Raw genomic sequence first — 14,287 nt, 5'->3', positions numbered from 1 at the left:
GGGAGATCACGGCTAATGGAGTCACGGACGATAGGCATCGTCGGCGCGTCTGGCGCTGTGGGCGCAGCGCTGGCGCAGGAGCTGGCCGGGCTGCCCGGCACACGGCTGCGTCTGGGGGCTCGTGAGCCTCATCATCTATCTGCCGCCCGGTTGGAAATGTCCGAATGCGAATTCGAGCGTTGCCCGGTGGATGCGTTCGACGTTGACTCGCTAACGGCATTCTGCCGTGACTGCGAGGTCGTGGTGAATTGTGCGGGCCCCTCGTGCGAAGTGCTCGACCGGGTCGCCCACGCAGCACTGTGTAATGGGGCCGACTATGTGGACGTGGCCGGCGACGAGCCGGTCTACGAACGGCTGATGCCAGAAAGCCCGTGGCTGGATGGGGAAGGGCGCCGTGTGGTGCTCTCCGCGGGCATGATGCCCGGACTCACCGGGCTGCTGCCCCGCAATCTGGCCAGGCGCCGAGTCCAGCGACCACGGCGGTTGACTGCCTACTGCGGTGGCTTGCAGCGCTTCACGCCGGCGGCGGCTCGGGATTTTCTGAGCAGCCTGGAGAACGGCCACGGTGAGTCTGGTGCCCTGTGGCGCGACGGCCGGCGTGTATCACGGGCCGCAAGCGCGCTAAGTGATGTCGAGCTGCCGCTTTTCCCCGCACGCAGTGACGCGCATCCGTTTCTGAGCGCGGAGATGGAGCGACTGGCGGAGGCGTTGCAGCTCGACGAGCTGAGCTCGTTCAATGTCTTCCCCGCCGAACGTGTCCTCCGGGTTCTGGCGCAATGGCAGGCGCGAGAGCCGGATGGCTCGCTCACGCTCGACGATGCCCGCGATGGGCTGGTGCGAGCCTCCGAGCTGGATCTGGCCGGACTGTCACCGTACCAGGTGATGTTCTTCGAGATGGCCGGTGAGCACGAGGGGCAGAGCGTCAGTGTCGGCCTCGGCGTTCATGCGCGTGATGGATACCGACTGACCGCATTGGCGGCGTCGTTGGCAGTGACGGAGATCCTCGATGGTCAGTTGCCGTGCGGTTTGTCCTACTTCGCCGAGGCGCTTACGCCGGGGCGGGCCGACGTGGCACTGCGGCGTTCTCCGGTCGTCACCGAGTACCGCTTTCTCGATGGCGAACCCGCCGCATCGGACTGGTTCGAGGAAGGTGTATGTTGAGTGGCAAACCACGGGTTGTGGTCTGCGGGACCACCTTCGGACGGGTCTACCTGGCAGCCTTTCGCGACCGGCGTTTCCCCTTCGAGTTGGCCGGGGTGCTGGGGCGGGGCAGTGAGCGTTCACGTGCATGCGCCGAGGCGTACGATGTGCCTCTCTTCGACTCGGTGGAAGCGTTGCCGGCGGACGTGGACATCGCCTGCGTCGTGGTGCGTGCCGGGATTGTTGGTGGTGTTGGCTCGGAGTTGGCCAGGGCGCTCATGGCCCGTGGCATCCACGTAGTTCAAGAGCATCCCCTGCATCACGACGAACTCGCTGAGAACCTTCGCACTGCCCGGCGTTACGGAGTTCGCTATCGGCTGAACACGCACTACGTACACCTGCCGCCGGTCCGCAGGTTCATCGATACGGTGCGCGCTCTGGCAGCGCATCAGAGACCACTGTTTGCAGATGCCGCCGCCGGGGTGCAGGTGGCTTGCGCCCTGTTCGACATACTGGGCAGGGCTCTCGGGGGGCTGAGTCCATGCGTCCTCGAAGCACCAGCCGCCCCATCCGCTTCTTCGCCGTTTCGTGTGCTTCAGGGCAGCATCGCCGGCGTGCCGCTGACCCTGCGGATACAGAATCAGCTCGATCCCCGTGATCCGGACAATGGCTTTCATTTGATGCACCGGCTGTGCGTGGGGGCTGAGGGCGGCAACCTGACGCTACTGAACACCCACGGGCCGCTGTACTGGAGTCCGCGCTTTCACGTATCGCCCACCGGGGCCGCAGCCCCGTCGGGGCCGGACAAGGACCTGCTTGCCGCCGCCAGTGCCGAGCCCATCGGTGAGTCCACGGCCCCATCGTTCCATTCAATCGTCCATGACCTCTGGCCGCAGGCGCCGCGACGTGCGCTGCGCAAACTCTGGGGGGATGTGGAATCCGGCGCGGAGGATAGCATCATCGCACAGTACGACCTGTCTCTGTGCCGAGCCTGGCAGCAGGCGATGAGCCAACTGGGTGAGCCGGAGTTGATCGAGGGGGCTCGTCCCGCCGTGCTATCCGCCCGGGAGGTTGCGGCGTTCGCCTCGGATACGGAGACACCGAGGCCGCCGGCGGCAACAGGCATGGGAGATTGATGCATGACCTCTGCGAGTCTCGAGTCGGTGCCCACGGCCCGCCACCGGTTACTGCTCGTGCTGGGCAGTCTGTACGTCGCGCAGGGTTTGCCGTTGGGATTCTCCATGATTGCTTTGCCGGTGCTTCTGCGCAGTCGCGGAATGGATCTTGCTGCTATCGGGCAATTGGGCGTGCTGCTGTTGCCTTGGGCGTTCAAGTTTCTGTGGGCGCCGCTTCTGGATCGTTGGCGCGTGCCCGGGCTGGGGGCGAGGGGACAGAGAGCCGGTTGGGTGCTCGGCTGCCAGCTGCTCGCGGTACCGGTGGCGCTGGCGTTGGCGACCCTCGATCCGGTTGCGCAGTACGGTTCGGCTCTGGCGCTGCTGTTGGTGCTCAATGTTCTCTTTGCCACTCAGGATGTGGCCGTGGATGCGCTCGCCGTCAACGGGATGCGGTCTCATGGCTACGTCGGCGCCAATGGCGTGCAGACAGGGGGATTCTCCCTCGGGATGGTGTTGGGAGGCTGCGTGACCCTGCCGGTATACGGCGCTCACGGCTGGCCTTCGAGCGTGCTGGTGCTCTCGGCGCTCATCGGCGCCTGTCTGCTGCCGGTGTTCGCGCTCCGCGAGCCGCGGGCCACGTCCGCAGCCGTCCCGCAGGCGTCGCTTCGGCGCTTTTTCCGGCGGCCTGGCAGTCGTCAGTTGCTGGCGGCAGCGCTCCTTTACAAGCTGCCCGCTATGGCGGGGTATGCCCTAGTGAATCCGCTCTTGGTGGAACAGGGCGCCGCATTTCAGACCATATCGGTCGTGAACGCCACCTGCGTCGCTGTCGTCGCGGTGATCGGTTCGGCGCTGGCGGTATGGCTGGCCAGGAGTTGGGCGTCCGCCCAGTCGGTGGCCGTGCTCGCGGCAATGTCGTGCGCCGTCTGGCTGGCATTCGGCCTTTCGCTGCGTATCCACGGCGGTGGCGTGGTCGTGACCCTCATCGTTCAAAGTCTAAGTTATTTGCTAATCACTATGGCGGCAGTATTGGTGTATGCCCGTTTCATGGCTCACGCCTCGAATGAGCAACCGGGCACGGACTTCTCCATCCTGTACTGCGCCGAGGCCATTGCGAACATGCTTGCCCATATGCTTGGCGGAAAACTTGCTGACACCCTGGGGATCCCGCTTACCTATGTGGTCGTCGGCGTGGCCGGGTTGATGGCCGCCTGGTGGTTGCCGCGGCTACTATGCGATGAAGTGCAGCCATCAATGGGTTCCGACACCGTAGCCGATATGTATGCCGGGGGACCGAGATGACACTCGCTGGCCGTTGGCTGCGCCGTTTCGAGCACCGGCCGAGGGCGAGCGTTCGCTTGGTGTGCCTGCCTCACGCGGGTGGCGCCGCCGGTTTCTACCGACGCTTGCAGTCGATTATGCCCCCGTGGGTGGATTTTATCGTCGTGCAGTATCCGGGACGGGAGGAACGGATCCGGGAACCATGTGTGCGGGATATACCCACCCTTGCCGCCCAGGTAGCGCGCGCGCTGATCCCGCGTAATGAGCTGCCGCTGGCCTTGTTCGGCCATAGCATGGGGGCCATCTTAGCGTTCGAGGTTGCCCGCCGGCTGTATTCGGATCATGCGATCGCGCTGGAACACCTTTTCGTGTCGGGGCGTTGTGCACCTTCTATTCCTGAGGGCGGTGAGCTCCATCGCAGTTCGGATATCGAGCTAATCCGGGAGCTGAAAAGACTCAATGGTGTTTCCGATGAGGTCTTGAACCATACCAAGTTGCTGGAGTTTCTTCTTCCAATCGTGCGAGCGGATTACCAGGCGATCGAGACTTATCGCTACGTCCCTGGCGATGCACTGAAATGCCCACTGACGGTGTGCATCGGTGATCGCGATCCCGAAACCTCCAGAGAGGGAGCCGAACGCTGGCGGGACGTCGGCGAGGGACCTTTCGAGTGCTGTGAGTTTCCCGGCGACCATTTCTACTTCGCCGACGATCCAACCGCGCTAGTGAAGCAACTTGCCGAAACGCTACAGAAGCGTCGGTTTATGCAGCTTTCTTCATGACGGCGTCGTTCGTGCCGAAGAGGCGCAACATCGCAACAACCGCGCCATGACACGCACAAATGCAGCGAATTCGCGTTCCAGGACACCAATTCGGATTAGGCGCGGTCCTGGACGGCGCGCCTGCCGTCCGATGGCCTGGTGCGCTGCGGATATGGCCACCAGTGTGGCCATATCCATCTGAGGAATGTGCTCAGTACTCGTCCCGCCGTCGCAGCGGACCCGGCCCACTGGCGCCACTGCGACCCTTCGACGTCAGGTCCTGGTAATGGTGCATGCCGATCAGCTCGTCCAGGCCACGGGCGTACGTGGAGTAGGTGTGATAGATCTGCCCGGCCTCGTCTCTGCTGAAGACGCTGACGCCGGGCAATTCCCGGGTCTGCAGGTAGCGGGGGTCGGTGGTGATGGTGCCGAAGTTGTAGTCGATTTCTCCGGACGCGATCTGCTCGGGCGTGAACGAGACGCCGAAGTCGTAGTTGAAATCGCTGTTGTATGACGAGACCCACTCGAACTGCCAGCCGAGGCGTTCCCTGTACGCCTGCAGTTTGGTCAACGGGGCGCGGGAGACGGCGACGATCCGGGTGTCCTGGTGTGCCAGGTGCGGTCTCGGGCCTTCGATGTGGTCGGCCTGAAAGGTGCACCCCACGCAGGCTTCGTCCCAGTCCGGGTCGAACATCAGGTGGTGGACGATCAACTGGCTGTACTCGCCGAACAGGTCGGCCAGGCGCTGCTTGCCGCTCGGCGTGTCGAAGATGTAATCCGTCTCCACCCGCACGCGCGGCAGCCGGCGTCGTTCCGCGCTGACGAGATCGCGCATCCGTGTCAGGGCCTTTTCCTTCTTGAGCAGGGCGTGACGTTCGGTCAGCCACTGCTCGCGGGTTACGGTCCTGGGGGCGTTGTCACTCATGGGTTGGCTCCCGGCGCGGCGGGTTTCACGCCTGCTCCAGTGTTGCGATATCCAGCTTCTTCATCTGCAGCATGGCTGCCAGGGCCCTGCGGGCTTTCTCCGGGTCGGGGCCGGTGAGCAGCTGCGGCAGTATCGAGGGCACGATCTGCCAGCACAGGCCGAAGCGATCCTTCAGCCAACCGCACTGCTGGGCCGACTCGTCGCCGCCTTCGCGGAGGCGGTCCCAGTAGTAGTCCACCTCCTGCTGGGTGTCGCAGTAGACGGTGAACGAGACGCCTTCATTGAGCTGAATCGACGGGCCGCCGTTGAGGGCCAGGAACGGCTGCCCGGCGAGCTCGAAGCTCACGGTGAGAACCGACCCTGCCGGCTGGCCGGAGGCCGCCGCGGTCTCCTCCGTGTACCGGCTGATTTCCCGGATGCGGGAGCCCTCGAAGACCGACGTATAGAAGCTGGCCGCGTCTTCGGCCTGGCGGTCGAACCACAGGCAGGGGGTGATGGGGTGGGACAGGGACGCCATGGGGTTCCTCCTTGTTTACGACATTGTCAGTCGTAGCGCTGGTCCAGGGGGAGCTCGTCCACGATGGGGCGGACTTCAATGGTGCCGATGCGCGCGGATGGCCAGTCAGCGGCGACGCAGATGGCCTGGTTCAGGTCGTCCGCCTCGATCAGGAAGTAGCCGCCGATCTGTTCCTTGGTTTCAATGAACGGGCCGTCGGTGACGCTGACCTGCCGGTTGCGTACCTCCACCGTCGTCGCCGTCGTGGCACTTCGCAGGGCGTGGGTGTCAACCAGGACACCGCGCTCGCGCAGGGCCGCGACGTAGTCCAGGGTCTCGGTGCGCAGCTCATCCCATTCGCGACGGGTGAGCCGGTTGAGCTGCGCCTCTTCCTCGTAGGCCAGGCACAGATACTTCATGGTTAGGCCTGCTCTGCCGCGTTGGGCTCCATGTAGACCAGCTCCCAGGTGTGGCCGTCCAGGTCCTCGAAGGCGTGGGCGTACATGAAACCGTGGTCCTGCGGATCGCGAGGCACACGGCCGCCTGCCTCGACGGCCAGACGCACGAGTCGGTCCACGCCCTCGCGGCTGTCCTGCGAGAGACAGGTCAGCACTTCCGTGTGGCTCTGGGTGTCGCACACCGCCTTGTCCGTGAAGGTCCGGAAGAAGGGCTCGGTGAGCAGCATCACGTGGATGTTGTCCGCCACCACCATGCCGGTGGCGTCGTCATTGGAGAACTGCGGATTGAAGTCGAAGCCCAGGTGCCGGAAGAATCCTTTGGATGCCTCGAGGTCCCGGACCGGGAGATTGACGAAGATTGCCGATGCCATTGTGTGTACTCCTTCGTAGCGATTGAGAGCGACCTCCGGGGGAGGGCTGTCACGGAATAGTCGTACGGGCCGACCCCGATTCGACATCGGGGGTCGATTTTTTTGAGATCGTCCGGGCACGGCGGGGTTGCAGTCACGTAGGAACATGGCGCCGCCGTGGAATGTGCTGGATCGAGGCGCTTTCGAAGCCGGCGGGTTGCGCTTGGTTTCACGCCCCTGTGGCGAGCGGTCGGCGACTTCGCAGGTCAGCGAGCGCGGGGCGCAGGCTGACTTACCGGGCACAGGAGTGTCGGCTGCGGGGGCAGCCGACCTGACTGATGCGGCGAGAGGGATGATGGCGAAACCGCCACGGGCGGCCTGAATGGGCCGCCGGTGGCGGAGGACGAAACGGCGTGGGCTAAGAGTGACCGCTGCCGGCCGTTTCGTTGTTCTTGGCCGCCGTGTCCTGGCTCTTGTCGCCTTGCTCGGCGTCCTTGCCGGCCAGCAGTGTTTCCACGCTCGTGTCCTGGAGCGCGGTGAGCTGACTGGTGGCGACCTGGTATCGCCAGGGCTGGTCCTCGCGGGTCAGCACGGCGGTGCCGTCCTCGCTGGTGGCGTAGTAGTGGAAGTGCAGGCTCTTGCCCGCTTTGGTCTCCACTGCGTAGCTCAGCGTTGGCTCGCCTTCAGGGGGTTCCGCCTTGCTCACCGATTCGAACGCGGGGTTGGCGAGGTCGGTGACGAGTCTGGCTGCCTCGCCACCGTCCAGCTCGGTTCCCTCCTGTGACGGTTTCGCCAGAGCCCAGCCGTTCTCTTTGCGTTCGAGTGTCAGTGACGGCAACGACACCCGCTTCACGTCCGCCGGGTCCACGCCCACGGTGTCCGTGTCATACCAGTGCTGCGGGTCCGGCGTCGCCCGCCGGGCCGAGAATGCCACCTCGTAGACGGCGTCGCTGTCGGCGTTGCGTGCATAGACGCGTCCGGCGCCGGCGGACTTGCCTATAAGCATGGTGGCTTGCCTGCCATCCGTCGTCTTTAGCTTCACCCGACGTTCGAAGGCGTCATCGGCTACGCGGAAGCGCTCGAACGCCTCTTCGGAGCGCGCCACCGGTATCCGGCCACTGAGGCCGGCGAGGTCACTCACCAGGGCATCGACGCGGGTTGTGGCCGCAGGAAAGCCGTCGTTGGACGGCAGTGTCCAGGTGTCGTCGGTCCTGGCCAGCTTCAACGGCTCGCCGTCCGCATCCGCCAGGCTGACCGTCGTGACCTCGTCGGCGGTGAGCGCCATCAGGTCACGGGACGGCGCTTCGCCCGAATCAGCGCTCGTGAACCACAGGCCGGCGGCGAGCACCAGCTGCGCCGCCAGCAGTACGCTCAAGGCCGTGATCGCACGGTTCATCTCAGCCTTCCTCCTTGTTGAGAATGCGCTCGAACCAGCGGCGCCGCCGCCGTGCCATGGCGCCGTGAATGCCGAAGATCAGGAACAGCCCGCCCAGGCCCGCGGCGTAGTTGGTCGCCTCCAGCACCGTGCGGGTGCCGTCGGAGACCGGACGCAGCAGCCGGGAGTACTGGCTGCGTCCGCGGATCGACAGCATCGCCGGGTCCTCCAGCGACCAGTCCACCAGGTTCTGGACGAGCTGAACGGGCTGGCGATAGCGCGTCTGGTTGCTCTGCGCGGTGATATCCAGTGCCGAGTCGGAGAGGAAGTTGCCGGAGCCGAACACCACCAACCGCGCCGACGACGGCGAGTGCTCGATCACGGACGTGACAGTGGGGGGCTCCCCGTTATCGTTAGCCTTGGTGGCCTTCGCGTTCTTCGTATCCTCACCGTTGCTTTCATCGCCATTCTCTTCGCTCGTCGCAAGCGGCGATTCACGGTCCTTGAACGCGGAAGTGAAGCGGCCCTCGGCCATCACGGCCAGCGTCTGCTCACCACGGGATTCCGGCTCGGCGAAGCCGCGCTCAGGATGGCGCTGGTAGTCGGGCAGCACATCGGTGGCATCCGATGTCCAGGCCCGGGCAGAGCTGTGCACCAGCGGGGTGACGTCGAGATCGCCGGCCTCGTCGCTGTCCACGCTCACCGGCGAGCTCCAGGCCATGGTGACCTGATTCAGGCCCCGGAGCATGGGCAGGTCGGCGAGCCCCGACTGGCGGATGTCGACGAAGTACGGGTAGTCCAACGTCTGCATGCGCAAGCCGCCGCCGGATGAGCGCGTCGGCAGTGTAAGCGCGCCGCTTTGCGGGTCCAGCACGAGACGGTCCTCGACCTTGATACCGTAGCCGGCGAGCCAGTCCTCGAGGCCGGTGCTCACCGAGTTCGCCTGCACGCCCGCACGGCGGCTGATCCGCACCTGCATGGGCGAGCCGGCGACGATGACCGTACCGCCGCGCATGAGGAACTGGTCGATGGCGAAACGTTGTTTTTCGTCGAGATCCTTCGGCGAGAGCACCAGCAGCAGATCCGAATCCGCGGGCACGTCGCCCTTGGAGAGATCCGTCGGCACGACCTCCGCGTTCTCCCGCAGGGTCTGCATCAGGGTGCGGTAGGACGGGCCGCCGCTCATGCCGAAGCGCCGGCGCGGTCCGGGCGATGGCTGGTAGACGGCCACCGTCTTCGTGAAGCCGTCGCCGAAGCGTTTCAGCCCCGCTTCCAGCGCCTTGCGCAGATCGGCCTTTTCGAGCTTGGACGGCAGCTCCACGGGCACGGTCCGTTCGCCCTGCTGCAGAACCATGTGGAAGTAGAAACGCTCGTTACCGAGCAGGCTGGTGGTCAGTGGCCGGAAGCCGTACTCCGAGCGCAGCCGCTCGGCGAGCTTGCCGCCATCGGCCTGCGGATCGGCGAATTCCACCTCGAGCTTGCCGCTGGACTCCTTCTGCATCGTCTCGAGCATGCGCTCGAGATCCTTGCGCAGCGTGACGAGCTTATCCGGCAGCCGCTCGTCGGCGGAGATATAGCCCTTGAAGGTAACCGGCTCGTCCAGCCGGGCCAGCAGATCGCCACCGCTTCGCCACTGGTAGATCACCTCGCGGATGGCGTTGGTGATCTCGTACTCCGGATTACGCAGGGCGACCTGCACGTCGCCGCCGGGCCCGCCCTTGATGTCCACCAGGTCATCGAGGCCCAGCACCACGTGGTTGTCCCCGTATTTCACCAGCACGTTGAAGTACGCGTTCACCACGGAGGATTCATAACGGCTCGCCGTCTGCAGTGGCACCGGCTCGATGCCGTAGCGTTGGCTCGCCTCGGAGATGGCCTCGGAATCCTCCTTGGGATGGACGAACGCCACGTTCACCCGGTCGCCGCCGCGCACCGCGTACTCCTGCAGCAGGTCCTGCATCTGCGGCACCAGGGGGGAGAGCAGCGGGTGCGTCTTGCGGCTGAAGTACCCGCGAATGACCAGCGGCTCCTCCAGGCTGGAGAGGTAGAGGTCCGTGGCCGAGGAGAGTGTGTAGCGGTTGTCCGCGGTGATGTCCGCGCGTGCCCAGGCGATGGGCTGCAGCCACAGATTGGCCACGAGGAAATTCACCGCCACCAGCGCCACCGCCGTGCGCCAGGCGACGTGGTGACGGGCGCCGCCGCGGTCACCACCCCAGCGCAGCTTCTCCAGGCTGTAGACGTTCAGCGCCAGGAACAGCCCCACCAGGCTCACGTAGTAGTACACGTCGCGCAGATCGAGCACGCCACGGGTGATCGCCTCGAACCGCGAGCCGGTGCCGACGAGGCGCATGACCTCGGCGATCGCCGGCGGGGCGAGGGCGGTCAGCCATTCCGAGCCCAGCAGGTACAGCCCCGCGCCGATGAGCACTGTGACAATGAGGCTGACGATCTGGTTGCTCGTGCGCGAGGAGACGAACAGCCCGATGGCCACGTAGGCGGCGGCGAGGAACAACGTCGCCACGTAACCGCCGATCACCGGCCCCCGGTCCAGCGGCCCGAGGAACTCGGCGGTGAGCGCCAGCGGCAGGGTCAGCAGCATCGCCACCGCCACCAGGCTCAGCGCCGCCAGGAACTTGCCGCCGATCACCGCCAGAGAGGGCACCGGCGCGGTCATCAGCACCTCCACCGTGCCGGAGCGGCGTTCCTCGCTCCACGCCCGCATGGTCAGCGCCGCGACCAGCGCGATCAGCAGTATCGGCATCCACTCGAACAGCGGGCGGACGTCGGCGATGTTGCGGGCGAAAAAGGCCTCCGCCCAGAAGAAGATGAACAGGGTGACGGCGAGAAACGTGCCGATGAACAGATACGCGACCGGTGACGAGAAGTAGGCACCGGCCTCCTGCCGGAAGACACGCGTGAGCGCTCTCATTACCTGTATTCCCCTCCGTTCAATCCACGCTGTTGATCTCGGTGAATACGGTTTCTAGATCCCGCATTTCGGGCTCCAGGGCATACAGCGCCATGCCCTCGTCCTGCACGCGCCGCGCGAGCGTGGGGGCCAGCTCCCGGGCGTCACCGTCGGCGGACACGGCGTAGCGGTGGCCGTGACCGTGTGCCGGCCCCAGCGGGTCGACCTGGCTCACGCCGGCGAGCTCGCCGAGCACGGACGTGACCCGGTTCGGCTCCCCATCCAGCGTGACCAGCAGACGGGGGGCGTCGCCGAGCTCGTCCAGCCGCGCATCCAGGGCCAGGCGGCCGCGGCGCATCATCAGCACCCGGTCGCAGACCGCCTGCACCTCCTGGAGGATGTGGGTGGAGACGAGCACCGTCGCGTGCTCGGCGAGCCGCCGGATGAGCGCGCGCATGTCGCGAATCTGGGAGGGATCCAGGCCGTTGGTGGGCTCGTCGAGGATGACGACCTTCGGCCCGTGGAGGATGGCCTGCGCCACGCCCACGCGCTGGCGGTAGCCGCGGGAGAGGGTGGCGACGCGGTCCAGCGCCTTCTCGCCGAGGGCGGTGCGTTCCACCGACTGGCGGATCGCATGGGGGCGGTCCGCCTCGGGCACGCCATAGAGCACGGCGTGATAGTCCAGGTAATCCACGACGGTCATTTCCGGGTAGACCGGACAGTTTTCCGGGAGATAACCGATGCGTGCCTGGATCTCGCGGCGCTGGGTGGCCATATCCAGGCCGTCGATGCGAATGCCCCCGGCGGTGGGCTCCAGGTAACCGGTGAGCATCTTCATGATGGTGGTCTTGCCGGCGCCGTTGTGGCCCAGCAGCCCCACCACCTCGCCGCGGTCGATGCTGAACGAGACATCGTCCACGGCGGTGATATCGCCATAGCGGCGGGAGAGTGATTGTACCTCGATCATGACAGGCTCCTTGCCGTTATTGGTTGGTTAGCCCTGGTCGTCACGACCGGTTCCATTCGACCCGAGGACGCGGGCAGGGGTTCCGTGGTACGGCGAAAGAGGTGAGCGGCTGACGCGCCGTCTCCGTCTGCGCCTACTGACCGCCGGACACCTGCGAGAACAGCGGCATCATCATCGAGAACAGCTCCGCCTGAGCCGCCTACCGGAAATGCTTCCCCTGGCGCCCCTTCGAGCCCCACCGCCCGGGCAACGCCTTCAGCGTATTCGATATCCCCCGGCGTCGCGCGCATCGGCATCACCGTGTGCTACGACGTCTGGTTCCCCGAGACCGTCAGGCAACTCGCCTGGATGGGCGCCGAGTTGATCGTCAACCAGGCCCAGACGTCCACCTGCGATCGGGCCCAGGAGCAGGTTCTGGTCCGGGCCCATGTCATCTTCAACCAGGTGTTCGTGGTCAGTGCCAACGCGGCCGCACCCACGGGCACCGGGCAGAGTCTGGTCGTGGATCCGGAAGGACGCGTACGCACCGACATCCCCAGCCAGGGTGCCGGTGTGCTGACGGACGTGCTGAACCTGGACGAGGTGGAGCGCGTGCGCCGGTTCGGCACGGCGGGGCTCAACCGCGTCTGGGGCCAGTTCCGGCCGGATGATCCAACGCTGGAGCTACCGGCCGATAACGGCTATCTGGACCCGGCTTCCGGATTGTCGACCAACTTGACCGCCACGGGCGCCCGCCGTAACGTCACGAGACGCCTCATCGGCGTCCTCGTCCGCGGAAAGGGCTGCGCCCACGCTCCACAATTCGCGTTACCGCATACGAATCCCGGCCTGCCGGGCGGACACAGGCCAACGCGAGGGAGTCGTATGTCCAGCACAAATGTACCGCGCCGGCGTTCCGCGACGTTCGACGGCCGACTGAACCTGGCGCAGCAGCGAAAGCGCGCCAAAGAACTGCTCAAGGCCGTCCGCGCCGGTGACGAGGCGGCCAGCCGCCGTATCGCCGAGCACCGCCCGCGCCAGCGTGACGCCTTTCGGCTGGCCGACGCCCAGTTCGTCATCGCCCGGGAATGCGGTTTCGCGAGCTGGCCCAAGCTCAAGGCGCACGTGGACGCGCTGGATTTCGCCAGACGCCACATCGCCAACGAAGGCGATCGCGATCTGCGCACCCTGCATATCCGCTGCGGCTCGGATATCGAGCACACCCTGAGGATCGCCGGGTTCCAGGGCGAGTTCCTGGAGTTCTCTGATCCGTTCTGCATCGGCCCCGTCCCCGCGCTCCCTCGCGACGACCTCATCGCGACCCGCGCCCGCTTTCTCGCCGGCGCCTTCGACCTCTATGAAGCCGATGCGCTCGCCCGCCAGCGCCGCCAGTACGACGCCCTCGCGGACCTATTCGGCTACGAACGCATCGCGCTCTGGTTCGAGCACGACGCCTACGACCAGCTCATCCTCGCGTACGTGCTGAAGTGCCTGGGCGGGCAACAGCCGAACGCGCGCGTCGAGCTCATCGCCGTCGACAGCGTGCCCGGCGTGGAACGCTTCATCGGCATCGGCCAGCTCGCGCCGGACCTGCTCGCCTGGCTGTGGCGACAGCGCAAACCGGTGACGGAGGCTCAACGCGCCTTGGGCGAAACCGCGTGGTCGGCCATCACCGCCCCCACACCGGAACCGCTGGACGCACTCACCCGCACCGGTACACCGGCACTGCCCATGATGGGCCGCGCCCTGCGTCGGCACCTGCAGGAGCTGCCGTCCCGGGAGAACGGCCTGGGACTCACCGAACAACTCACCCTGGAAATCGTCCGTGACCTGGGCCCGATTACGGCCGGACGCGCCTTCCGCGAGCTCATGATGGCGCGCGAGCCCCTGCCGTACCTGGGCGATCTCATGTTCTGGTGGATCATCCAGCCCCTGCTTCGCGCCGACTCACCCGCGCTCGCCATCAACGGCGGCGATGACCTGGAATGGCCGCAACGCGAACTGGCAGTGACCACCACAGGCGCGGCCCTCCTCGACGGCAAACGGAACTGGCTCGACATCGCCCCCGCGACGCGCTGGGTCGGGGGCGTGCGGATAGCGGGCGATACGGCCGGAACCTGGTGCTTGGACCGCGAAACCGAGCGAATTTTCCGACTCTGAACGCGACAAGCACCGGCAACGTCACGGGCTGCATACCAACCGCCGACGCCCACGAAAGCGCCCGAATTGCCCCTGCCCACCTGCCGCTCGACGGTTTCGCGCCAACTGGCACCGAGAAAATGTTCCAAATTGGAAAAATCCACGGCGCTGAGCACCGCTCACGCCCAGAACGTTGCGACGAAAGGTTGTTGTGACCCTCGACTTCGAACTTGCGGCTGTGCAACAGTTCGCACTAAGGGCGTGCAGAGTCGACACAATTTTTGGCTGTGATGATGCTGGGGCTGGTGTCAGGTCTCGTCTGATTGTATTCCTGTCAACAGCTACCCCCTTTTCCAAGCCAGGCAGGCCTTGCGAGACTGCCTCACGGCCATGGAA

12 protein-coding genes are annotated in these 14,287 nt (G+C 65.7%); 5 read left to right on the top strand and 7 right to left on the bottom strand.

Going from position 1 to position 14,287, the window contains the following annotated elements:
* Positions 1–15: 15 nt before the first annotated feature.
* From ACPEES_RS18640 to ACPEES_RS18625, 4 genes are read left to right on the top strand one after another with little or no spacing between them, the layout of a single operon-like run.
* A complete protein-coding gene (locus ACPEES_RS18640; RefSeq protein WP_435105102.1) occupies positions 16–1,161 on the top strand; it encodes a saccharopine dehydrogenase NADP-binding domain-containing protein in 1,146 nt (381 codons plus the stop codon).
* On the top strand, positions 1,155–2,276 hold the full coding sequence (locus tag ACPEES_RS18635; protein ID WP_435105101.1) for a Gfo/Idh/MocA family oxidoreductase: 1,122 nt from the start codon (positions 1,155–1,157) through the stop codon (positions 2,274–2,276). Before ACPEES_RS18640 ends, ACPEES_RS18635 begins: the two co-directional genes overlap by 7 nt.
* Before the next feature lie 57 nt (positions 2,277–2,333).
* The gene (locus ACPEES_RS18630; protein WP_435105099.1) at positions 2,334–3,554 is read left to right on the top strand and encodes a hypothetical protein; all 1,221 of its coding nucleotides are present in this window, start codon (positions 2,334–2,336) and stop codon (positions 3,552–3,554) included.
* On the top strand, positions 3,551–4,315 hold the full coding sequence (locus ACPEES_RS18625) for a thioesterase II family protein (protein WP_435105098.1): 765 nt from the start codon (positions 3,551–3,553) through the stop codon (positions 4,313–4,315). Before ACPEES_RS18630 ends, ACPEES_RS18625 begins: the two co-directional genes overlap by 4 nt.
* Before the next feature lie 190 nt (positions 4,316–4,505).
* Here ACPEES_RS18625 and ACPEES_RS18620 read toward each other — a convergent pair whose 3' ends face one another.
* The 7 genes from ACPEES_RS18620 to ACPEES_RS18590 all read right to left on the bottom strand — a co-directional run bounded on the left by ACPEES_RS18620 (position 4,506) and on the right by ACPEES_RS18590 (position 11,773).
* Positions 4,506–5,219, bottom strand: a complete 714-nt coding sequence (locus ACPEES_RS18620) for a DUF899 domain-containing protein (protein ID WP_435105097.1) — start codon at positions 5,217–5,219, stop codon at positions 4,506–4,508.
* Between the two features lie 25 nt (positions 5,220–5,244).
* Positions 5,245–5,736 (bottom strand): VOC family protein, encoded by a 492-nt coding sequence (locus ACPEES_RS18615; RefSeq protein WP_435105096.1) that lies wholly within the window; start codon positions 5,734–5,736, stop codon positions 5,245–5,247.
* A 26-nt stretch (positions 5,737–5,762) separates the two neighbouring features.
* On the bottom strand, positions 5,763–6,134 hold the full coding sequence (locus tag ACPEES_RS18610) for a YciI family protein (protein WP_435105095.1): 372 nt from the start codon (positions 6,132–6,134) through the stop codon (positions 5,763–5,765).
* Positions 6,135–6,136: 2 nt separating this feature from the next.
* A complete protein-coding gene (locus tag ACPEES_RS18605; protein ID WP_435105093.1) occupies positions 6,137–6,544 on the bottom strand; it encodes a VOC family protein in 408 nt (135 codons plus the stop codon).
* Positions 6,545–6,941: 397 nt separating this feature from the next.
* Entirely contained in the window at positions 6,942–7,919 is a 978-nt protein-coding gene (locus tag ACPEES_RS18600) for a DUF4340 domain-containing protein (protein ID WP_435105092.1), read from the bottom strand.
* 1 nt (position 7,920) lies between these two features.
* Positions 7,921–10,827 carry a Gldg family protein gene (locus ACPEES_RS18595; RefSeq protein ID WP_435105091.1) on the bottom strand — a complete coding sequence of 969 codons (2,907 nt, stop codon included), beginning with the start codon at positions 10,825–10,827 and terminating at the stop codon, positions 7,921–7,923.
* 19 nt (positions 10,828–10,846) lie between these two features.
* Positions 10,847–11,773: an ABC transporter ATP-binding protein gene (locus tag ACPEES_RS18590; protein WP_435105090.1), complete on the bottom strand. Its 927-nt coding sequence runs from the start codon at positions 11,771–11,773 to the stop codon at positions 10,847–10,849.
* A 267-nt stretch (positions 11,774–12,040) separates the two neighbouring features.
* On the opposite strand from ACPEES_RS18590, the gene ACPEES_RS18585 reads away from it, so the two are divergent.
* Positions 12,041–13,912 carry a nitrilase-related carbon-nitrogen hydrolase gene (locus ACPEES_RS18585; RefSeq protein ID WP_435105109.1) on the top strand — a complete coding sequence of 624 codons (1,872 nt, stop codon included), beginning with the start codon at positions 12,041–12,043 and terminating at the stop codon, positions 13,910–13,912.
* Positions 13,913–14,287: the final 375 nt, after the last annotated feature.

The organism is Arhodomonas sp. AD133 (assembly GCF_051195215.1).
In the GTDB taxonomy this organism is placed as follows: domain Bacteria; phylum Pseudomonadota; class Gammaproteobacteria; order Nitrococcales; family Nitrococcaceae; genus Arhodomonas.
The sequence above is the reverse complement of the archived record's forward strand: the minus strand, read 5'-3'. Positions and strand labels throughout refer to the sequence as shown.